The following is a 20,277-nucleotide window of genomic DNA, read 5'->3' as shown; positions in this document are numbered from 1 at the left end:
CGTAACGGAACGAAGCTTCAGAGTCGGCCCAGATCGTTGACCAGCGCGAGCAGCATAACGCCCACCACCAGACTGATACCGATCTGAACGCCCCAACCCTGTACCCTTTCCGACAACGGGCGACCACGCGCCCACTCGATCAGGTAGAACAGCAAATGCCCCCCATCCAACACTGGAATGGGCAGCAAATTGAGAACCCCCAGGCTTATGCTCAGATACGCCAGGAAATTCAGGAAGTCACCCACGCCCGACTGGGCTGAAGCGCCCGCCACTTTAGCAATGGTTATCGGTCCACTCAAGTTTTTTACCGATAGCTCCCCGAACAACATTTTCTTCAAGGATTCGAGGGTCAGCACACTCATGTTCCAGGTGCGTTTGAAGCCTTCGGCCACCGCTTCCAGCGGCCCGTAGCTGACTTCACGCAGCATGTGCGCGGGCCATTCACCGCCTTTCACACCGGCACCGAGGTAGCCGGTCGCGGCCGCAGCCTCGCCACGGGTCGCCAGCGTGACGGGAATATCCAGTTGCACACCATCGCGCTCGATACGCACGGAAATCTGCGCACCGGGTCGCTCACGCACCCAGTCGACCACCTGTTGCCACTCACTGACCGGCTGCTCGTTCAACGCCACCAGGCGATCACCGGTTTTCAGACCGGCTGCCTGCGCTGGCCCTTTGGAGTCGAGCTCGGCCAGCACTGGTGACAGCACCGGGCGCCACGGCTGGATCCCCAGCGAGCGGATCGGGTCCGGCTCCTCGGCGCCCTTGAGCCAATCGTTGAGCACCAACTGACGAGATGTCTCGGTAGCTGAACTTTCGTCACGCACCTTGAGATCGACAGTGCCGGTTTCACCCAGACGACGCACCAGCTGCAGGTTCACCGCCGCCCAACCGCTGGTCGCCTTGCCGTCAACCGCAACGATTTCCTGGCCGGCCTGCAAACCGGCCTGCTGAGCGATACTGCCTTGCTCGACCGAACCGACGACCGGTCGAACCTGCTGGCTGCCCAGCATGGCCAGCGCCCAGAAAAACACGATGGCGAGAATGAAGTTGGCCGCAGGACCGGCGATGACAATGGCGATGCGCTGATAGACCGTCTTGCGATTGAACGACTGCCCGGCAAGCTCGGGCGGCACATGCCCTTCGCGCTCGTCGAGCATCTTCACATAACCGCCCAGCGGAATGGCGGCCACGACGAACTCGGTGCCATGACGATCATGCCACCGCACCAGCGGCGTACCAAAGCCAACCGAGAACCGCAGAACCTTGACCCCGCAACGACGCGCCACCCAGAAATGGCCGAACTCGTGGAAGGTCACCAACACACCCAGGGCGATCAGAGTCCCCAGGATCATGTACAAAGCGCTCATCAACTTTCTCCGGGGACCGGCTTGCCGGCCAGTGAGTCAATCATCGCAAGCCTGTCGCTTGCCCCTGATGCCGCACAAAACCCCAAGCGTCCGAAAATTTCATCGCCCATTGCGTTCCAGCCAGTGCGCAGCCAAGGTCCGCGCCCGGGCATCCATGGCGAAAACAGTCTCCAGCTCATTGACCGGGACCACCGGCTCCTGATTCAGGACCGACTCAATCATACTCGCGATATCCAGATAGCCAATGCGCCGATCGAGAAACGCGGCCACGGCCACCTCATTGACCGCATTGAGTAACGCCGGCGCACTACCGCCCGCCTCCGCCGCCTGGCGCGCCAGGCGCAGACAGGGAAAGCGCTGTTCATCCGGCGCTTCGAAATTCAACTGACCGATACGAAACAGATCCAGCGGCTCGACACCCGAATCGATACGCGCAGGCCAGGCCAGCGCATTGGCGATGGGGGTACGCATGTCCGGATTGCCCAGTTGAGCCAGCACCGAACCATCCACGTAATCGACCAGCGAGTGAACCACGCTTTGCGGATGAATGACCACTTCGACCTGGTCGGGCCGGGCATCGAACAGCCAGCAGGCCTCGATAAGTTCGAGGCCCTTGTTCATCATGGTGGCCGAGTCGACCGAGATCTTGCGCCCCATCGACCAGACAGGATGTGCGCAAGCCTGCTCAGGCGTTACTGCCTGCAATTGCTCAAGCGGGGTCTGCCGGAACGGCCCACCGGAAGCGGTCAGCAGGATCCGCCGGACACCCACTGCGCCCAACCCGCGAGAAAAGTCACCGGGCAGGCACTGGAAAATTGCATTGTGCTCACTGTCGATCGGCAGCAGCAGCGCACCACTGCGGCGCACGGCCTCCATGAACAAGGCGCCGGACATCACCAGCGCCTCCTTGTTGGCCAGCAGCACTTTTTTGCCTGCCTCCACCGCCGCCAAGGTCGGGCGCAAGCCGGCGGCCCCCACGATAGCGGCCATGACTGCATCGACTTCAGGGTGCGCAGCCACTTCGCAGAGCCCATCCTCACCCAGCAGCACTCGGGTTCCGAGGCCAGCACCGATCAGCGCGGCCTGCAGGCGTCCGGCAGCTTCAAACGTCGGCACCACTGCATAGCGTGGCTGATGGCGCACGCACAACTTCAACAGCTCATCCAGTCGCGTGAAACCGCTCAGCGCGAAAACCTTGAACAACCCAGGGTGGCGAGCAATGACATCCAGCGTGCTCAGACCAATCGAACCGGTCGCGCCAAGCACCGTTACCTGTTGCACCTTGCTCACATCACACCCCAATCAGCGATCCACAACAGCACCGCGAACACCGGCACTGCGGCTGTCAGGCTATCGATACGGTCCAGCACACCGCCATGACCCGGCAGCAGATTGCTGCTGTCCTTGATCCCGGACTGACGCTTGAACATGCTTTCGGTCAGATCACCAACAACGGAAATCAGCACGATAACCGCCGCAGCGGCCAAGCCCGCGACAAACTCACCGAATGACCAGTCACGCATGACACCCACCACGAAGGTGATCATCAGACTGACCGCCAGGCCACCATAAACACCCTCCCAGCTCTTGCCAGGACTGACTTTTGGCGCCAGCTTGCGTTTGCCGATCGCCTTGCCAGTGAAATAGGCACCAATGTCTGCCGCCCATACCAGCACCATAACCGACAGGATCAACCAGTTACCCAGCGGCCACTGCTTGATCAGCACCAGACCTTGCCAGGCCGGCAGCAGAATTGCCAGGCCGATGGCCAGCTTGCACAGTGCACTGGCCCAATGCTCGCTGGACACCGGGTAGGTGAGCACCAGCCAGGTTGCCACCAGCCACCATATGACCGCAGCGGTGAGCACCCAAGGCGCCAGGCCCGGCAACAGATAAAGCAGAAACAGCAGCACAGCGATCGCCGCGGCATAACCGATACGCATCGACTGACTGGCAAACCCTGCCAGCCTGGCCCACTCCCAACCGCCCAGCACCACAACCGCACCAATGAACAGCGCGAAATTGGCACCTTTAAGCAGAAAGAACCCACACAGGGCAATCGGCAGCAGAATAAGCGCAGTGATGATCCGTTGTTTGAGCATCAGGCACGGGCTCCGGCTTCGACCTGCTCGCTGGTTTTACCAAAGCGGCGCTGGCGCGAAGCAAAATCGGCCAGCGCAGTGCGCATGGCGTCGTGTTTGAAGTCCGGCCAAAAAAGGTCGGAGAAGTACAGCTCGGCATAGGCCAGCTGCCAAAGCAGAAAATTGCTGATCCGGTGCTCGCCACCGGTGCGAATGCACAGATCGGGCAACGGCAGATCGCCGGTAGACAGGCAAGATTGCAACAGCTCGGGCGTGACGTCCTCAGGCTTCAGATGACCTGCCTGCACTTCGCGCGCCAGCCGCTGCGCAGCCTGGGCAATGTCCCACTGGCCGCCGTAGTTGGCAGCGACCTGCAGCACAAAACGATTGCTGCCGGCGGTAGCCTGCTCGGCCTCACGCATGGCCGCCTGCAACTCTGGATGAAAACGGCTGCGATCACCAATGATCCGCAAGCTGATTTCGTTCTCGTTCAAGCGCCGGGTCTCACGACGCAGCGCTGTGAGGAACAACTCCATCAGCGCACCCACCTCATCGGCCGGGCGCTGCCAGTTCTCGCTGGAGAACGCAAACAGGGTCAACACTTCGACCCCGGCCTCGGCACACACCTCGATCACGGCGCGCACCGCATCCACACCAGCCTTGTGGCCGGCGACACCGGGCAGCAGGCGTTTTTTCGCCCAGCGATTGTTGCCATCCATGATGATCGCGACATGGCGCGGCACTGAAGACAGTGCCGCCTGCTTGGTCTTTTCCATTAAAAAACCCCGACCTCAAACGGCCATCAGGTCTTTTTCTTTGGCTTCCAGTGCCTTGTCGACTTCCGCGACATATTTGTCGGTGAGCTTTTGCAGCTCATCGGCGGCACGACGCTCTTCGTCTTCGCTGATTTCCTTGTCTTTGGACAGCTTCTTCAGGTCAGCCAGAGCATCACGACGCACGTTGCGCACTGCAACCTTGGCGTCTTCTGCCACACCACGCGCCTGCTTGGTGTAACCCTTGCGGGTCTCTTCGGTCAGGGCAGGCATCGGCACACGAATGGTGGTACCGGCACTGCTAGGGTTCAGCCCCAGGTCGGAGGTCAGGATGGCCTTCTCGATGGCCGCGCTGAGATTCTTGTCGTGAGCGACGATCTTCAGGGTACGCGCGTCTTCGACGCTGATTGCGGCAACCTGGTTAAGTGGCATCTCGCTGCCCCAGGCAGTCACCTTGACGCTGTCGAGGATGCTGGGGTGTGCACGGCCGGTGCGGATCGAAGCCAGGTTACGACCCAGCGCTTCGAGCGACTTGCCCATACGTTCCTGGGCATCTTTCTTGATGTCGTTGATCATTATCGAACTTCCTCGATCAGGGTTCCTTCAGCGCCACCTTGCACAATATTGAGCAGGGCGCCGGGCTTGTTCATATTGAAGACACGCAACGGCATCTTGTGGTCGCGGCACAGGCAGATTGCAGTCAGATCCATCACACCCAGTTTGCGATCGAGCACCTCATCGTAAGACAGGTGATCGAACTTCTCGGCATTAGGGTCCTTGAACGGATCAGCGGTGTACACGCCATCCACCTTGGTTGCCTTGAGCACAACGTCGGCATCGATTTCGATGGCCCGCAGGCACGCGGCCGAGTCAGTGGTGAAGAACGGATTGCCGGTGCCGGCTGCGAAGATCACCACTTCCTTGGCGTTCAAGTGACGCATGGCCTTGCGCCGATCATAGTGATCGGTCACGCCGGTCATGGAAATGGAGGACATCACGATGGCAGTGATATTGGCGCGCTCCAGGGCGTCACGCATGGCCAGCGCGTTCATCACGGTGGCAAGCATGCCCATGTGATCGCCTGTCACCCGATCCATGCCGGCCGCGCTCAGCGCAGCACCACGGAACAGGTTGCCACCACCAATCACCAACCCTACCTGAACACCGATGCCGACCAGTTGGCCGACTTCCAGCGCCATGCGGTCGAGCACCTTGGGATCGATGCCGAAATCCTCGGAGCCCATCAGGGCTTCGCCGCTAAGTTTGAGTAGAATGCGTTTATAGCGAGCCTGATGACCACTGCCCTGCTGAGCCATTGCGAATCTCTCCTGCGGCATTACTTGATTATGAAATCCATACAGGCCTGAAGACCTGCGTCAACTTTAGTCTGACGCTACCGGGGCGCCAGAAAAAGCTGCCTTGCAGACCATGCCTGCAAGCAAAAATTCCTCTGTTTCTTTTGAAAAAGAGGCCGCACGCATGAGCGGGCAGCCTCTTTTTCAGCCTGCAGTACGACAGTTGAAAACCGTCTTACTTCTTGCTGGCAGCCACTTGAGCGGCAACTTCTTCAGCGAAGTTATCAACCGGCTTCTCGATGCCGTCACCCACTTTGAAGTAAGTGAAGGAAACGATCTCGGCACCGGCTTTCTTGGCCAGCTCGCCAACCTTGACTTCCGGGTTCTTGACGAAAGGCTGCTCGACCAGGCTGGCTTCAGCCAGGAACTTGGAGATACGGCCTTTGATCATGTTTTCAACGATGTTCTCAGGCTTGCCCTTGATCTTGTCTTCGTTCAGTTGCAGGAAGACACCCTTCTCGCGCTCGATCGCTTCAGCCGAAACTTCCGAAGGCAGCAGGAACTCAGGGTTGGTCGCCGCAACGTGCATGGCGATGTCTTTGGCCAGCTCGCTGTCGCCGCCCTTGAGGACCACAACCACGCCGATCTTGTTGCCGTGCAGGTAAGCACCCAGCACGTCACCTTCAACACGGACCAGACGGCGAATGTTGACGTTTTCGCCAGTCTTGCCGACCAGTACCAGACGGTCAGCTTCTTGAGCTTCGATCAGTGGTTCGACAGTGGTCAGCTTCTCTGCGAAGGCTTTTTCGACGCTGGCAGTAACGAATGCCTTGAAGTCTTCCTGCAGGGCCAGGAAGTCGGTCTGCGAGTTGACTTCCAGCAGGACAGCGGACTTACCGTCGTCCTTGATTGCGATAGCGCCTTCAGCAGCAACGTTGCCAGCTTTCTTGGCAGCCTTGATGGCACCGGAAGCGCGCATGTCGTCGATTGCCTTTTCGATGTCGCCGCCGGCCTTGGTCAGGGCCTTTTTGCAATCCATCATGCCTTCGCCGGTACGCTCACGCAGTTCTTTGACCAGCGCCGCAGTAATCTCTGCCATTTCAAAATCCTCTTGGATAGGTTTTAACCACACCACCCGAAGTCACGGGCGTTCAAATTCTTGAAAAACCATCTTGGCAGCAGCAGATGACAACATAGCCATGGCCGCGCCAGCCGATGTTTTCCGAGGTGGCAAAAAGGGGGCCAAGCCCCCTTTTTGCGTACTGAGTCAACGCCTGGCGTTGGTTACTCAGCCTTCTACAGCAGCAGCCGGAGCTTCTTCGTAGACTTCGGTGCCGCCAGCAACGTTGTTGCGACCACGGATGACGGCATCAGCCATCGAACCCATGTACAGCTGGATGGCGCGAATGGCGTCATCGTTACCTGGGATCACGTAGTCAACGCCTTCCGGGCTGCTGTTGGTATCGACAACGCCGATGACCGGGATGCCCAGCTTGTTGGCTTCGGTGATTGCAATGCGCTCGTGATCAACGTCGATAACGAACAGGGCATCAGGCAGGCCGCCCATGTCCTTGATACCACCCAGGCTGCGATCCAGTTTTTCCAGATCACGGCTGCGCATCAGGGCTTCTTTCTTGGTCAGCTTGGCGAAGGTACCGTCTTCAGCCTGGACTTCCAGTTCGCGCAGACGCTTGATCGACTGACGAATGGTTTTGAAGTTGGTCAGCATGCCGCCCAACCAGCGGTGATCGACGTACGGCGAGCCGCAGCGTGCTGCTTCTTCAGCAACGATCTTGCCAACGGAACGCTTGGTGCCGACGAACAGGATCTTGTTCTTGCCGTTAGCCAGACGCTCTACGAACGACAGGGCGTCGTTGAACATCGGCAGGGTTTTTTCCAGGTTGATGATGTGAATCTTGTTGCGCGCGCCGAAAATGTACTTGCCCATTTTCGGGTTCCAGTAACGGGTCTGGTGACCGAAGTGCACACCGGCCTTCAGCATATCGCGCATATTGACTTGGGACATGATAGTTCCTTGATAAGTCGGGTTAGGCCTCCACGCATCCCAATGACCAACCGGCGGCTTTGCCAACGGCACCCAGGTCATCGTGTCGACACGTGTGTGGGTTTATGCTCCAGGGGCAGCCCCTGCAAAGCGGCGCACTTTATATCACATAAAGCTGACAAACAAAACCCACAGTTATTACAGGCTGATTGATCGCCCTGCGTATCCGGTGCCGGGGATCGCCACCAGAGGCCCGGCGGTCTGTTAGAATCGGCGCTTTGTGCATTACCGAGAGCGCCCGAATGACTGTCAGCATTAAAAATCACGAAGACATCGAAAAGATGCGCATCGCGGGCCGCCTGGCCGCCGAAGTACTGGAAATGATCGAGCCCCACGTGAAGGCCGGCGTCACCACCGAGGCACTGGACCGCATCTGCCACGATTACATCGTCAACGTTCAGCAAGCGATTCCGGCACCGCTGAACTACAAAGGCTTTCCCAAGTCGATCTGCACCTCAATCAACCATGTGGTGTGCCACGGCATTCCGGCCGACAAACCGCTCAAGAACGGCGACATCCTGAACATCGACATCACCGTCATCAAGGATGGCTATTACGGTGACACCAGCAAGATGTTCCATGTCGGCCAGGTGCCCGAGTGGGCCGAACGCCTGTCACGCGTCACTCAGGAGTGCCTGTATAAAGGCATCGAGGTCGTCCGTCCTGGCGCCCGGCTGGGCGATATCGGTGAAGTCATCCAGAAGCACGCTGAAAAGAACGGCTTTTCGGTGGTCCGTGAGTTCTGCGGCCACGGCATCGGCAAGGTCTTTCACGAGGAGCCACAGGTGCTGCATTATGGCCAGGCCGGCACGGGCATGGAGCTCAAGGAAGGCATGACCTTCACCATCGAGCCGATGATCAATCAGGGCCGCGCCGAAACCAAGATCCTCGGCGACGGCTGGACTGCGATCACCAAGGACCGCAAGCTCTCGGCACAGTGGGAACACACTCTGGTCGTCACCGCTGACGGTTACGAGATCTTCACCCTGCGCAGCGACGACACCATCGCCCGTACCAACGCTGGCTGACAACCACTGACCCGAAGGAAAGCCACGCCCATGCCGCAGGTGGATCCCGAATTGTTCGACCGCGGCCAGTTCCAGGCTGAACTGGCCCTGAAGTCCAGCCCCATCGCCGCGTTCAAGAAGGCCATTCGCCAGGCGCGCGAGGTGCTTGACCAACGCTTTCGCGAAGGCCGCGAGATCCGTCGCCTGATCGAGGACCGCGCCTGGTTCGTCGATAACATCCTGCAACAGGCCTGGAGCCAGTTCCAATGGCAACCTCAGGCCGACATCGCCCTGCTGGCGGTGGGCGGCTACGGGCGCGGCGAGCTGCACCCCTATTCCGATATCGACCTGCTGATCCTGCTCGACAAGGACGATCACGAAGTCTTTCGCGACTCCATCGAGCGGTTTCTGACCCTGCTGTGGGATATCGGCCTGGAAGTCGGGCAAAGCGTGCGCTCGGTGCAAGAGTGCGCCAGCGAAGCCAAAGCCGACCTGACGGTCATCACCAACCTGATGGAAAGCCGCACCATTGCAGGCCCGGAACGCTTGCGCGAGCACATGCTCGAAGCCACCAGCACCGGTCACCTGTGGCCGAGCAAGGATTTCTTCCTCGCCAAACGGGCTGAGCAGCGCGCCCGCCACCACAAGTACAACGACACGGAATATAACCTCGAACCCAACGTCAAGGGTTCACCGGGTGGCCTGCGCGATATCCAGACCATCCTCTGGGTCGCCCGTCGCCAGTACGGCACCCTGAACCTGCAGGCCATGGCCGGTGCCGGCTTTCTGCTGGAAAGCGAGAACCAGTTGCTGGCCTCCTCGCAGGAGTTTCTCTGGAAGGTGCGCTACGCCCTGCACATGCTGGCCGGACGCGCCGAAGACCGTCTGCTGTTCGACCATCAACGCTCCATTGCTGAGCTGCTTGGCTACCAGGACACCGACTCCAAGCGTGCCGTCGAAAACTTCATGCAGAAGTATTACCGGGTGGTGATGAGCATCGCCCAGTTGAGCGACCTGATCATCCAGCACTTCGAGGAAGTCATCCTCTGTGAGGATGACGGCAACACCCAGCCACTGAACTCACGCTTCCAGCTCCATGATGGCTATATAGAAGCTACGCGTCCGAATGTCTTCAAGCGCACCCCTTTTGCGATCATCGAGATTTTCGTGCTGATGGCACAAAACCCCGAGATCAAAGGCGTGCGGGCCAATACCATCCGCCTGCTGCGTGAGCACCGCTACCTGATCGACGACGAGTTCCGCAACGATATTCGCAATACCAGCCTGTTCATCGAGCTGTTCAAATGCGAGACGGGCATCCACCGCAATCTGCGACGCATGAACCGTTACGGCATCCTCGGCCTGTACCTGCCGGAATTCGGGCATATCGTCGGGCAAATGCAACACGACCTGTTTCATATTTATACCGTCGATGCCCACACCCTCAACCTCATCAAACATCTGCGCAAGTTGCAGTACACCGAGGTGTCGGAGAAATTCCCGCTGGCCAGCAAGATCATGGCCCGCCTGCCCAAGCCGGAGCTGATTTACCTGGCCGGGCTGTACCACGATATCGGCAAAGGCCGCGGTGGCGATCACTCGGAGCTCGGCGCCGTCGACGCCGAAGTCTTCGGCCACCGCCACCAGCTACCGGTGTGGGACACGCGGCTGATTGTCTGGCTGGTGAGCAACCACCTGGTCATGTCGACGACCGCGCAACGCAAGGACCTGTCCGACCCGCAGGTGATTCACGACTTCGCCCTGTTTGTCGGTGATGAAGTGCATCTGGATTACCTGTATGTACTGACCGTGGCCGATATCAATGCCACCAACCCGACCCTCTGGAACTCGTGGCGGGCCAGCCTGTTGCGCCAGCTGTATACCGAGACCAAGCGTGCACTGCGCCGCGGCCTGGAAAACCCGGTGGACCGTGAAGAGCAGATTCGCCGCACCCAGACCGCCGCCCTGGACATTCTGGTGCGCAATGGCACCGACCCGGACGATGTGGAACAGCTCTGGTCGGGGCTGGGCGATGATTACTTTCTGCGCCATACCGCCGGTGACGTGGCCTGGCACAGCGATGCGATCCTGCAACAGCCAGTCAACGGCGGCCCGCTGGTGCTGATCAAGGAAACCACCCAACGTGAATTCGAGGGCGCGACGCAGATCTTCATCTACGCCGCCGACCAGCACGATTTCTTCGCTGTGACGGTGGCCGCCATGGCCCAGTTGAACCTCAACATTCATGACGCACGAATCATCACCTCCAGCAGCCAGTTCACCCTCGACACCTACATCGTGCTCGACAGCGATGGCGGCTCGATTGGCGACAATCCGCAGCGCATCGAAGAAATTCGCCAGGGTCTGACCGAGGCCCTGCGCAACCCGGACGACTACCCGACCATCATCAAGCGCCGGGTGCCGCGCCAGCTCAAGCACTTCAGCTTTGCTCCGCAGGTCACCATCCATAACGACGCCCAGCGCCCGGTCACGGTGCTGGAACTGCTGGCCCCGGATCGCCCCGGACTGCTGGCACGGATTGGCAAGATCTTCCTGGAGTTCGACCTGTCGCTGCAGAACGCCAAGATTGCCACCCTGGGCGAGCGGGTCGAAGACGTGTTTTTCATCACCGATGCCGACAACCAGCCGTTGTCCGACCCGCAACTGTGTGCCCGCCTGCAGGAAGCCATTGTCGAACAGTTGAACGTCAACAGCGAACCGGACGGCGGGTTTCGCCTGAGTATCTGAATTTATCCATTTACGGCGCCCGGCTCAGGGCGCCTTGCACCTTGAGACATTTGCCTCATGAACAACGCCATGCAACAGCTTCAGCCCTACCCGTTCGAAAAGCTGCGTGCCCTGCTCGGCAGCGTGACGCCCAACCCCGACAAGCGCCCCATCGCCCTGTCGATCGGCGAGCCCAAACACAAATCGCCGGCGTTCGTGGCCAAGGCGCTGGCTGACAATCTCGACCAGATGGCGGTGTACCCGACCACCCTGGGCCTGCCGGCCTTGCGTGAAGCCATCGGCCACTGGTGCGAACGACGCTTTGGCGTGCCCGCCGGCTGGATCGACCCGGCCCGCCACGTACTGCCGGTCAACGGCACCCGTGAGGCGCTGTTTGCCTTCACCCAGACCGTGGTCAACCGCGAAGCCGATGGCCTGGTGGTCAGCCCCAACCCGTTCTACCAGATCTACGAAGGTGCGGCGTTTCTGGCCGGCGCTCAGCCGCATTACCTGCCGTGCCTGAACGACAACGGCTTCAACCCGGACTTCGACGCCGTCGCCCCGCACATCTGGCAGCGCTGCCAGATCCTGTTCCTGTGCTCGCCGGGCAACCCCACCGGTGCACTGATTCCGCTCGAAACCCTGAAACAACTGATCGCCCTGGCCGACCAGTACGACTTCGTGATCGCCGCCGACGAATGCTACAGCGAGCTGTACTTCGACGAGCAAAGCCCGCCACCCGGCCTGCTGAGCGCCTGCGCCGAACTGGGCCGCCAGGATTTCAAGCGCTGCGTAGTGTTTCACAGCCTGTCCAAGCGCTCCAACCTGCCAGGCCTGCGCTCCGGCTTTGTGGCCGGCGACGCCGAGATCCTCAAGGCCTTCTTGCTGTATCGCACCTACCACGGCTGCGCCATGCCGGTACAAACTCAACTGGCCAGCATCGCAGCCTGGAACGACGAAGACCACGTGCGCAGCAACCGCGACCTGTACCGTGAGAAATTCGACGCCGTGCTCGACATCCTTGGCCCGGTGATGGACGTGCAACGCCCGGACGGCAGCTTCTACCTGTGGCCCAGCGTCGGCCAGGACGACGCCGCGTTCTGCCGCGACCTTTACGCCGAACAGCACGTCACTGTAGTGCCAGGTTCGTACCTGTCGCGGGAAGTGGACGGCTTCAACCCCGGCGCCGGCCGCGTGCGCCTGGCCCTGGTCGCACCACTGGCCGAGTGCATCGAAGCCGCTGAGCGGATTCGGGCGTTTGTAACCCGCTGACACGCCTGCCCTGCCCCACGGCATGCAATGTGCCGTGGGTTGTCACCCGCACGCCGGACGATATGCGCTGGATACCCGTAAGGTAATGGCCAAGACTTTCACAAGAGGTTTGGCGATACTACCGCGCCATCATTCATGAAAAGGAATTCGCTAATGAAGCGCGTCTTTGCATTCTCCATCCTGGCCCTCTGCCTCAGTGCCTGCGACAAACCTGTCGAGAAGATCAGCCACCCAGCCCAAGCGCCCTTACAATGCGGTAAAGACACTGATTGTAAGGGCGACCGGATCTGCGAAAACGGCCAGTGCACCAGCCCCACCACATCGACAGGACTCGTAACGAAACCGGCCCCCTCGGCCAGCCTGGCTCCTGCTGCTCCCAGCGTCACCTATCAACCGGTGCTAATCTCCGGCGATCAGGTGGGCCCATTCACCACTGGCGCCGATGCCATCAACTATCAGTCTCGCGCCGGAGTGATGAATATCCTTGAACAAGTGCTCGAAGAGCCCGAGTTCTCGACCTATGTCACAGTAGAGAAAGCTTATGCCTTCGGCCCTGACCGTTACGTGCTGGTTATCTCCACTGGAGAAGGCGGCCGGGCTTGTCCTGCCACTACCTACGCGGTGAGCTTCAGCACAGCAACGGAATCAGTGGACGGCAGCGTCACAGTCGATGGCTGCTCGGAAGCAGTAGATTCCCTGGCGCAGAACAACAAACTCACGATCAAGAAAGACGGTAAGGCCACGGAGATTTTCAACGGCATAGTACGCTGACGCTACGTACCTTAATCCGGCATCTGAATATGCCCCCTCTGTCTGTGATTGTCCGACAGATATCGAGACAGGCCGGGCACAGCACGTGTGGGCATGGCATAATCACCGGCTGTTTTCAGCGATGCATGGGAAGTTTCGGCAATGGCCAATACCGCCAACGACAGCAAGATCGTACGCATTTACGGCATCAAGGCCTGCGACACGATGAAAAAAGCCCGTACATGGCTAGAACAACACGCCGTGAGCCATGATTTTCACGACTACAAGACCCAGGGCATCGACCGCGAACACCTGAGCCAATGGTGTGACGAACACGGTTGGCAAGTGGTGCTCAACCGCGCCGGTACGACGTTTCGCAAGCTCGAGGAGACGCAAAAAGCCGACCTCGACCAGAACAAGGCCATCGAGCTGATGCTGGCGCAACCGTCGATGATCAAGCGCCCGGTGCTCGATCTCGGCGAGCGAACCCTGATTGGCTTCAAACCCGAACTGTATGCGGCGGCGTTGCAGTAAGCCCACGAGCTGCTGGCAACCCCCTGATCACTCAAGAGGAATATGCATGTCCACTACTCTGTTCAGCCTGGCCTTCGGTGTCGGCACCCAGAATCGTCAAGGCAACTGGCTGGAAGTCTTCTACGCTCAGCCGCTGCTCAAGCCATCGGCCGAGCTGGTCGCGGCAGTCGCGCCACTGCTGGGCTACAGCGGCGGTAACCAGGCCATCGCATTCAACACCGACCTGGCGTCGAAGCTGGCCGAAGCGGTCAAGCCTGTCGATGCTGCACAAGCCGCACTGCTGACCCGTCTGGCCGAGAGCCACAAGCCGCTGGTCGCCACCCTGCTGGCCGAAGACGCCGCACTGACCTCAACCCCTGAGGCCTACCTGAAACTGCATCTGCTGTCGCACCGTCTGGTCAAGCCGCACGGCCTGAGCCTGGCCGGTATCTTCCCGCTGCTGCCAAACGTCGCCTGGACCAATGCCGGTGCGGTCGACCTGGGCGAGCTGGGCGAGCGGCAACTCGAAGCGCGCCTCAAAGGCGAGCTGCTGGAAGTCTTCTCGGTCGACAAATTCCCGAAAATGACTGACTACGTGGTGCCGGCCGGCGTGCGTATCGCCGACAGCGCCCGGGTGCGCCTGGGTGCCTACATTGGTGAAGGCACCACCGTCATGCACGAAGGCTTCGTCAATTTCAACGGCGGCACTGAAGGCCCGGGCATGATCGAAGGCCGTGTATCGGCTGGCGTGTTCGTCGGCAAGGGCTCGGACCTGGGCGGCGGCTGCTCGACCATGGGCACCCTGTCCGGTGGCGGCAATATCATCATCAGCGTTGGCGAAGGCTGCCTGATCGGTGCCAACGCCGGTATCGGCATCCCGCTGGGCGACCGCAACACCGTTGAAGCCGGTCTTTACATCACTGCCGGTACCAAAGTCGCGCTGCTCGATGAGAACAACGAACTGGTCAGCACCGTCAAGGCCCGCGATCTGGCTGGCCAGACCGACCTGCTGTTCCGTCGCAACTCGCAAACCGGCGCTGTGGAATGCAAAACCCACAAGTCGGCCATCGAGCTGAACGAAGCACTGCACGCTCACAACTGATGCCGTGTACGGGTCCAGGTGCGCGGGCAACCCCGCGGCCTGGCCCCGCCTGACAAGCCGGACGGACCAATGCCCCTGATTTCTCCCTGGCGCGCCGACTTTCCTGCCATCGACGCCCTGCAGCGGCAAGGCCAGACCTATCTGGACAGCGCTGCCACCACGCAAAAACCCCAGGCATTGCTCGATGCCTTGATGCATTACTACTGCAACGGTGCGGCCAACGTACACCGTGCCCAGCACCTGCCTGGTGCCCACGCGACCCAGGCCTTCGAAGCCTCGCGCAGCAAGGTCAGCCACTGGCTCAATGCCGCTGAGAGCGGGCAGATCATCTTTACCCACGGCGCAACCTCGGCTCTCAACCTGCTTGCCTACGGCCTGGAAGGCGTATTCAGCGCCGGTGACGAGATTGCTATCAGCGCCCTGGAGCACCACGCCAACCTGTTGCCCTGGCAACAACTGGCCCAGCGGCGCAATCTGAAACTGGTGATCCTGCCGCTTGATGCGCACGGCCTGATCGATCTCGACGCGGCCAGCGCGCTGATCGGCCCGAACACTCGCCTGCTGGCCGTCAGCCAGTTCTCCAATGTGCTCGGTGCCTGGCAACCACTGCCACGCCTGCTGGCCCTGGCCCGTGCCCAAGGGGCGCTGACGGTGGTCGATGGCGCGCAAGGGGTGGTGCATGGTCGCCATGATGTGCAGGCGCTGGGCTGCGACTTCTACGTTTTCTCCAGCCACAAGCTGTATGGCCCCGAAGGCCTGGGCGTGATCTACGCGGGTAACGAAGCGCTGCCCAAGCTGGCCCACTGGCAGTTCGGCGGCGAGATGGTACTGACCGCCGACTACCGGCATGCCGAGTTTCGCGCCGCGCCGCTGGGCTTTGAAGCCGGAACCCCGCCCATCGCCAGCGTGATCGGGCTTGGGGCGACGCTCGATTACCTGGACAGCCTCGACCAGCGAGCGGTCGCCGACCACGAAGCGCAATTGCACAAACGTCTGCTTGAAGGCCTGCAGCAGCGCGATCGGGTCCGCGTGCTGGGCGCGCCTGAACTGGCCTTGGTCAGCTTTGTGGTCGAGGGCGTGCATAACGCCGACCTGGCCCACCTGCTCACCGAACAGGGCATCGCCGTGCGCGCCGGCCATCACTGCGCTATGCCGCTGCTCAAACACCTCGGCCTGCCCGGCGCGATTCGGGTGTCGCTGGGGCTGTACAACGACTCGGACGACCTGCTGCGCCTGTTCAGTGCTCTGGACCAGTCGCTGGAGCTGCTGGCATGACGCTGGGTTCAGAAGCCGTCGCGGCGCAGCAAGCTTTCAGCCAGTTACAGGGCTGGGAGCAACGCGCCCGGTTGCTGATGCAGTGGGGTGAACGCCTGAGCGCACTGAGCGAAGCGGAAAAGTCCGAACAGCATCGGGTACACGGCTGCGAAAGCCAGGTCTGGTTGCTCGCTGACGCCGCTGAAGGCCGCTGGCAGTTTCGCGCCAGCAGCGATGCGCGGCTGTTGCGCGGCCTGTTGGCACTGCTGCTGGTGCGGGTCAACGGCCTGTCCGCCGAGCAGTTGCGCCAGGTCGATGTGGCGCAATGGTTCGACAGCCTGGGGCTTGGTCGTCAATTATCGCCGTCGCGCAGCAACGGCCTGAACGCCGTGCTGCAACGCATGCGCGAACTGGCTGCTCAGTCCTGAGCCGCTTCGGCGGGCAAGCCGTTGAAAAACGTAGGCGAGGCAGGCAGTGCAAGGCAAAAACAGGCGAGCAAGCGGAGTTTACGGGTGTAAATGAGCATTGTGAGCCTGTTTTTAACGTAGCAATGGCAACGCAGGTAGTTTTTCAACAGTTTGCTGGCTTGACCCGCTCCGATGGCCGGCGGGTCCCGGCTACCAGTTTGTCCACCGCCTTGCTCGCCGCGACCATGCCGAAGGTCGCGGTAACCATCATCACTGCGCCAAAGCCACCGGCACAGTCCAGACGCACGCCCTCGCCGACAAAGGTCTTGCTCTGGCACACGCTGCCGTCGGGCATCGGATAACGCAACTGCTCGCTGGAAAATACACACGGCACGCTGTAGCTGCGGCTGGGGGTACGCGAGAAGTTGTAGTCGCGGCGCAGGGTCGAACGCACCTTGGCCGCCAGCGGATCGTTGAAGGTACGGTTCAGGTCACAGACCTGGATTTGCGTCGGGTCGATCTGCCCGCCTGCACCGCCGGTGGTCACCAGGCCGATCTTGCGCCGCTTGCACCAGGCAATGAGCGCGGCCTTGGCCTTGACGCTGTCGATACAGTCGATCACGAAATCCAGCTCTTGAGTGATGTACTCAGCCAGTGTGTCTGGGGTCACGAAGTCCATCACCGCATGCACCACGCAGTCCGGGTTGATCGCCCGAATACGCTCGGCCATCACCTCGACCTTGGCCCGCCCCACAGTACCGTCCAGCGCATGCAACTGGCGGTTGGTGTTGCTGACACAGACGTCGTCCAGATCGAACAGCGATATCTCGCCCACGCCACTGCGCGCCAGCGCCTCAGCAGCCCACGAACCCACGCCACCAATACCAATCACCGCGACATGGGCCGCTTGCAGGCGCTCCAGCCCCTGGCTGCCATACAACCGGGCGATACCGGCAAAACGTGGATCTGCTGTGCTCATGTTCATGACCTCGAAAACCGGCGCGCATTATAGGCGTTGACGCCGCGCAGGACACCCACCGCCAGCAACGGACTGTCGCAAAGCCGCCGATTCAGGCGCATGGAGCGGGCAAATTTGCTTTAAGATATCGGCCTTTTCGCACCTCGCACATTCTGCGCCCTGCAACCGGAGTCCTGTTCATGACGGCCCCAGCCGACCTCTCGCCCACTCTCCAACTGGCCTGCGACCTGATTCGTCGGCCATCGGTTACGCCGCTCGATGCCGATTGCCAGGCGGTGATGATGCAACGCCTGGGCGCGGTCGGCTTCAAGCTCGAACCAATGCGCATCGAAGACGTCGATAACTTCTGGGCCACCCATGGCAACGGTGACGGCCCGGTGCTGTGTTTTGCCGGCCACACCGACGTGGTGCCCACCGGTCCGGTACAGGCCTGGCAGAACGACCCGTTCGACGCGCTGATCGACGAGCACGGCATGCTCTGCGGCCGTGGTGCAGCCGACATGAAAGGCAGCTTGGCGTCGATGGTGGTGGCCAGCGAACGCTTCGTGCGCGACTACCCCGATCACAAAGGCTCGGTGGCCTTTCTGATCACCAGCGATGAAGAAGGCCCGGCGCACCACGGCACCAAGGCGGTGGTCGAACGCCTGGCAGCACGTAACGAGCGTCTGGACTGGTGCATCGTCGGCGAGCCGTCGAGCACCACCCTGGTCGGTGACGTGGTCAAGAACGGCCGCCGTGGCTCACTCGGCGCCACCTTGCAGGTGCGCGGCAAACAAGGCCACGTGGCCTACCCCCATCTGGCCAAAAACCCGATTCATCTGGCCGCCCCGGCCCTGGCTGAACTGGCTGCCGAGCACTGGGACGAAGGCAACGCATTCTTCCCGCCGACCAGCTTTCAGATCTCCAACCTCAACTCGGGCACCGGTGCCACCAACGTGATTCCCGGTGAGCTGGTCGCGGTGTTCAACTTCCGCTTCTCTACCGAGTCCACTGTCGAAGGCCTGCAACAGCGCGTCGCAGCAATTCTCGACAAGCACGACCTGGACTGGCACATCGACTGGGCGCTGTCGGGCCTGCCATTTCTGACCGAGCCAGGCGCGCTGCTTGATGCCGTGTCGGCGAGCATCCGTGACATTACTGGTCGCGAAACCCAGGCCTCGACCAGCGGCGGCACCTCTGACGGTCGCTTTATCGCCACGCTGGGCACCCAAGTCGTCGAACTCGGCCCGGTCAACGCCACCATCCACCAGGTCAACGAACGCATCCTGGCCAGCGACCTCGACGTGCTGACCGAGATCTACTATCAGACCCTGGTCAAGTTGCTCGCCTGATGCTCACCTGTCCAATCTGCGCAGCGCCACTGGCCAACGCCGACAACGGTGTGGCCTGCCCGGCCAACCATCGTTTCGACCGCGCACGCCAGGGCTACCTGAATCTGCTGCCGGTGCAGCACAAGAACAGCCGTGACCCGGGCGATAACCAGGCGATGGTCGAAGCCCGGCGGCGCTTTCTCGACGCCGGCCATTACGCGCCGGTGGCCCGCCGTCTGGCGGAACTGGCCGCCGAGCGAGCGCCGGGGCGCTGGCTGGACATCGGCTGCGGCGAAGGCTATTACACCGCGCAAATTGCCGAGGCACTGCCCAAAGCCGATGGCTATGCGCTGGATATTTCCCGCGAGGCAATCAAACGCGCCTGCCGGCGTGACAGCAGCCTGACCTGGCTGGTCGCGAGCATGGCGCGCATTCCGTTGCCGGACGCCAGTTGTCAGTTTCTGGCCAGCGTCTTCAGCCCGCTGGACTGGCTTGAGGCCAGGCGTCTGCTGACGCCTGGCGGCGGCCTGATGCGCGTGGGGCCGACCAGCGGCCATCTGATGGAGATGCGCCAGAAGCTGTACGACGAAGTCCGCGACTACGCCGATGACAAGCATCTGGCACTGGTACCGGAGGGGATGGAGCTGGCTCACAGCGAGACCCTGACCTATACCCTCAAGCTGATCGACAGCCAGTCGCGTGCCGATCTCTTGGCGATGACGCCACATGGCTGGCGGGCCAGCGCCGAGCGCCGGGCAGCGGTCATCGATTACCCTGGCCCGTTCAAGGTCACCGTTTCCATGCGCTACGATTATTTCGTGCTGCAGTAAGCCATTTTTCGAGGCCATCATGCGTCAACCTGATATCGAGATTTACCTGAAGGACGAAGACGTCGATCACAAGGCGATTACTGCCTGGTTGAGTGTCGCGCTGGGGCCGTGCAGTGAGTGGCAACAGAAAGGCCAGACCTGGAAGTGCCGGGCCGGCGAGGTGCCGGTGACCTGGGTGCCCAAGGCAGTGGGCAAGTGGAACAGTCTGTTTCTGGAGAGTGACAAGACGCCTTGGGACGACGATATTGCCTGCGCCCATGCGGCGTTTGCGGCGCTGGCTGTTGAGGTACGCTGTGCGCCAGGCAGTTGGGCGGAGGATGATGGTGAGGAGGACGCTGACCGGTGGATCAGGATCAGTGCCGAAGGTGAACAAGAGATTATCTGGCGCACCTCCTGACATCAGCTGGCCTGGCGCGGGATCGCCCGTAGGAGCGGCTTTAGCCGCGAAGGCCTTTCGTTTTGTGCAAGGGTCATTGCCGCGGTTGTTTGATCCTCGGGGGCCGGCGCGATGGGCGTCCTGCCCAGCGCACCGGCTCCTGATA

20 protein-coding genes are annotated in these 20,277 nt (G+C 61.0%); 11 read left to right on the top strand and 9 right to left on the bottom strand.

Annotated features, from left to right (window positions below):
* Nucleotides 1-17 precede the first annotated feature (17 nt).
* From rseP to rpsB, 8 genes are all read right to left on the bottom strand, one after another.
* Nucleotides 18-1,370, bottom strand: coding sequence for a sigma E protease regulator RseP (gene rseP, locus NJC40_RS13140; RefSeq protein ID WP_045488695.1), 1,353 nt, complete (start codon nt 1,368-1,370; stop codon nt 18-20).
* Between the two features lie 99 nt (nt 1,371-1,469).
* Nucleotides 1,470-2,660, bottom strand: coding sequence for a 1-deoxy-D-xylulose-5-phosphate reductoisomerase (gene ispC, locus NJC40_RS13135; protein ID WP_045488693.1), 1,191 nt, complete (start codon nt 2,658-2,660; stop codon nt 1,470-1,472).
* Nucleotides 2,657-3,472 carry a phosphatidate cytidylyltransferase gene (locus NJC40_RS13130; RefSeq protein WP_253138914.1) on the bottom strand — a complete coding sequence of 272 codons (816 nt, stop codon included), beginning with the start codon at nt 3,470-3,472 and terminating at the stop codon, nt 2,657-2,659. The genes ispC and NJC40_RS13130 overlap by 4 nt, the downstream gene beginning before the upstream one ends.
* Complete coding sequence (uppS, locus tag NJC40_RS13125) at nt 3,472-4,227, bottom strand: polyprenyl diphosphate synthase (RefSeq protein ID WP_045488687.1); 756 nt, start codon at nt 4,225-4,227, stop codon at nt 3,472-3,474. The genes NJC40_RS13130 and uppS overlap by 1 nt, the downstream gene beginning before the upstream one ends.
* Before the next feature lie 15 nt (nt 4,228-4,242).
* Entirely contained in the window at nt 4,243-4,800 is a 558-nt protein-coding gene (frr, locus tag NJC40_RS13120; protein WP_045488684.1) for a ribosome recycling factor, read from the bottom strand.
* Nucleotides 4,800-5,540 carry a UMP kinase gene (pyrH, locus tag NJC40_RS13115; RefSeq protein WP_045488672.1) on the bottom strand — a complete coding sequence of 247 codons (741 nt, stop codon included), beginning with the start codon at nt 5,538-5,540 and terminating at the stop codon, nt 4,800-4,802. Before pyrH ends, frr begins: the two co-directional genes overlap by 1 nt.
* 214 nt (nt 5,541-5,754) lie before the next feature.
* Nucleotides 5,755-6,618 (bottom strand): translation elongation factor Ts, encoded by an 864-nt coding sequence (tsf, locus tag NJC40_RS13110; RefSeq protein WP_253138916.1) that lies wholly within the window; start codon nt 6,616-6,618, stop codon nt 5,755-5,757.
* A gap of 189 nt (nt 6,619-6,807) precedes the next feature.
* On the bottom strand, nt 6,808-7,545 hold the full coding sequence (rpsB, locus tag NJC40_RS13105; RefSeq protein ID WP_045488668.1) for a 30S ribosomal protein S2: 738 nt from the start codon (nt 7,543-7,545) through the stop codon (nt 6,808-6,810).
* Between the two features lie 281 nt (nt 7,546-7,826).
* Between rpsB and map the strand changes: the two genes are divergently transcribed.
* From map to NJC40_RS13065, 8 genes are all read left to right on the top strand, one after another.
* The gene (gene map, locus NJC40_RS13100) at nt 7,827-8,612 is read left to right on the top strand and encodes a type I methionyl aminopeptidase (RefSeq protein WP_045488666.1); all 786 of its coding nucleotides are present in this window, start codon (nt 7,827-7,829) and stop codon (nt 8,610-8,612) included.
* A gap of 30 nt (nt 8,613-8,642) precedes the next feature.
* The gene (locus NJC40_RS13095; protein WP_253138918.1) at nt 8,643-11,339 is read left to right on the top strand and encodes a [protein-PII] uridylyltransferase; all 2,697 of its coding nucleotides are present in this window, start codon (nt 8,643-8,645) and stop codon (nt 11,337-11,339) included.
* A 57-nt stretch (nt 11,340-11,396) separates the two neighbouring features.
* Nucleotides 11,397-12,590 carry a succinyldiaminopimelate transaminase gene (dapC, locus tag NJC40_RS13090; protein ID WP_253138920.1) on the top strand — a complete coding sequence of 398 codons (1,194 nt, stop codon included), beginning with the start codon at nt 11,397-11,399 and terminating at the stop codon, nt 12,588-12,590.
* 153 nt (nt 12,591-12,743) lie between these two features.
* Complete coding sequence (locus NJC40_RS13085; protein ID WP_045488661.1) at nt 12,744-13,361, top strand: hypothetical protein; 618 nt, start codon at nt 12,744-12,746, stop codon at nt 13,359-13,361.
* A gap of 141 nt (nt 13,362-13,502) precedes the next feature.
* Complete coding sequence (locus NJC40_RS13080; protein WP_253138922.1) at nt 13,503-13,874, top strand: ArsC family reductase; 372 nt, start codon at nt 13,503-13,505, stop codon at nt 13,872-13,874.
* A 46-nt stretch (nt 13,875-13,920) separates the two neighbouring features.
* A complete protein-coding gene (gene dapD / locus NJC40_RS13075) occupies nt 13,921-14,955 on the top strand; it encodes a 2,3,4,5-tetrahydropyridine-2,6-dicarboxylate N-succinyltransferase (protein ID WP_045488656.1) in 1,035 nt (344 codons plus the stop codon).
* A 69-nt stretch (nt 14,956-15,024) separates the two neighbouring features.
* Nucleotides 15,025-16,230: an aminotransferase class V-fold PLP-dependent enzyme gene (locus NJC40_RS13070; RefSeq protein WP_253138923.1), complete on the top strand. Its 1,206-nt coding sequence runs from the start codon at nt 15,025-15,027 to the stop codon at nt 16,228-16,230.
* Entirely contained in the window at nt 16,227-16,637 is a 411-nt protein-coding gene (locus NJC40_RS13065; RefSeq protein WP_045488651.1) for a SufE family protein, read from the top strand. The genes NJC40_RS13070 and NJC40_RS13065 overlap by 4 nt, the downstream gene beginning before the upstream one ends.
* Before the next feature lie 142 nt (nt 16,638-16,779).
* Here the strand turns inward: NJC40_RS13065 and tcdA are convergent, their stop codons facing one another.
* The gene (gene tcdA, locus NJC40_RS13060) at nt 16,780-17,595 is read right to left on the bottom strand and encodes a tRNA cyclic N6-threonylcarbamoyladenosine(37) synthase TcdA (protein WP_253138924.1); all 816 of its coding nucleotides are present in this window, start codon (nt 17,593-17,595) and stop codon (nt 16,780-16,782) included.
* A gap of 179 nt (nt 17,596-17,774) precedes the next feature.
* Between tcdA and dapE the strand changes: the two genes are divergently transcribed.
* Genes dapE through NJC40_RS13045 form a run of 3 tightly spaced genes read left to right on the top strand, consistent with a single transcriptional unit; the run spans nt 17,775 to nt 20,132 of the window.
* Complete coding sequence (dapE, locus tag NJC40_RS13055) at nt 17,775-18,926, top strand: succinyl-diaminopimelate desuccinylase (protein ID WP_253138926.1); 1,152 nt, start codon at nt 17,775-17,777, stop codon at nt 18,924-18,926.
* Nucleotides 18,926-19,735, top strand: a complete 810-nt coding sequence (locus NJC40_RS13050; RefSeq protein ID WP_045488646.1) for a putative RNA methyltransferase — start codon at nt 18,926-18,928, stop codon at nt 19,733-19,735. Before dapE ends, NJC40_RS13050 begins: the two co-directional genes overlap by 1 nt.
* 19 nt (nt 19,736-19,754) lie before the next feature.
* Entirely contained in the window at nt 19,755-20,132 is a 378-nt protein-coding gene (locus NJC40_RS13045; RefSeq protein WP_045488643.1) for a hypothetical protein, read from the top strand.
* Nucleotides 20,133-20,277: the final 145 nt, after the last annotated feature.

This window comes from Pseudomonas sp. 21LCFQ02 (assembly GCF_024129895.2).
In the GTDB taxonomy this organism is placed as follows: domain Bacteria; phylum Pseudomonadota; class Gammaproteobacteria; order Pseudomonadales; family Pseudomonadaceae; genus Aquipseudomonas.
This window is presented reverse-complemented; position numbering and strand designations above follow the sequence as displayed.

What these genes read in the sequence shown, in the direction of transcription:
- rseP (WP_045488695.1), bottom strand. Translation starts at nt 1,370, where the DNA reads ATGAGCGCTTTGTACATGATCCTGGGGACTCTGATCGCCCTGGGTGTG.
- NJC40_RS13130 (WP_253138914.1), bottom strand. Translation starts at nt 3,472, where the DNA reads ATGCTCAAACAACGGATCATCACTGCGCTTATTCTGCTGCCGATTGCC.
- uppS (WP_045488687.1), bottom strand. Translation starts at nt 4,227, where the DNA reads ATGGAAAAGACCAAGCAGGCGGCACTGTCTTCAGTGCCGCGCCATGTC.
- frr (WP_045488684.1), bottom strand. Translation starts at nt 4,800, where the DNA reads ATGATCAACGACATCAAGAAAGATGCCCAGGAACGTATGGGCAAGTCG.
- pyrH (WP_045488672.1), bottom strand. Translation starts at nt 5,540, where the DNA reads ATGGCTCAGCAGGGCAGTGGTCATCAGGCTCGCTATAAACGCATTCTA.
- tsf (WP_253138916.1), bottom strand. Translation starts at nt 6,618, where the DNA reads ATGGCAGAGATTACTGCGGCGCTGGTCAAAGAACTGCGTGAGCGTACC.
- rpsB (WP_045488668.1), bottom strand. Translation starts at nt 7,545, where the DNA reads ATGTCCCAAGTCAATATGCGCGATATGCTGAAGGCCGGTGTGCACTTC.
- map (WP_045488666.1), top strand. Translation starts at nt 7,827, where the DNA reads ATGACTGTCAGCATTAAAAATCACGAAGACATCGAAAAGATGCGCATC.
- NJC40_RS13095 (WP_253138918.1), top strand. Translation starts at nt 8,643, where the DNA reads ATGCCGCAGGTGGATCCCGAATTGTTCGACCGCGGCCAGTTCCAGGCT.
- dapC (WP_253138920.1), top strand. Translation starts at nt 11,397, where the DNA reads ATGAACAACGCCATGCAACAGCTTCAGCCCTACCCGTTCGAAAAGCTG.
- NJC40_RS13085 (WP_045488661.1), top strand. Translation starts at nt 12,744, where the DNA reads ATGAAGCGCGTCTTTGCATTCTCCATCCTGGCCCTCTGCCTCAGTGCC.
- NJC40_RS13080 (WP_253138922.1), top strand. Translation starts at nt 13,503, where the DNA reads ATGGCCAATACCGCCAACGACAGCAAGATCGTACGCATTTACGGCATC.
- dapD (WP_045488656.1), top strand. Translation starts at nt 13,921, where the DNA reads ATGTCCACTACTCTGTTCAGCCTGGCCTTCGGTGTCGGCACCCAGAAT.
- NJC40_RS13070 (WP_253138923.1), top strand. Translation starts at nt 15,025, where the DNA reads ATGCCCCTGATTTCTCCCTGGCGCGCCGACTTTCCTGCCATCGACGCC.
- NJC40_RS13065 (WP_045488651.1), top strand. Translation starts at nt 16,227, where the DNA reads ATGACGCTGGGTTCAGAAGCCGTCGCGGCGCAGCAAGCTTTCAGCCAG.
- tcdA (WP_253138924.1), bottom strand. Translation starts at nt 17,595, where the DNA reads ATGAGCACAGCAGATCCACGTTTTGCCGGTATCGCCCGGTTGTATGGC.
- dapE (WP_253138926.1), top strand. Translation starts at nt 17,775, where the DNA reads ATGACGGCCCCAGCCGACCTCTCGCCCACTCTCCAACTGGCCTGCGAC.
- NJC40_RS13050 (WP_045488646.1), top strand. Translation starts at nt 18,926, where the DNA reads ATGCTCACCTGTCCAATCTGCGCAGCGCCACTGGCCAACGCCGACAAC.
- NJC40_RS13045 (WP_045488643.1), top strand. Translation starts at nt 19,755, where the DNA reads ATGCGTCAACCTGATATCGAGATTTACCTGAAGGACGAAGACGTCGAT.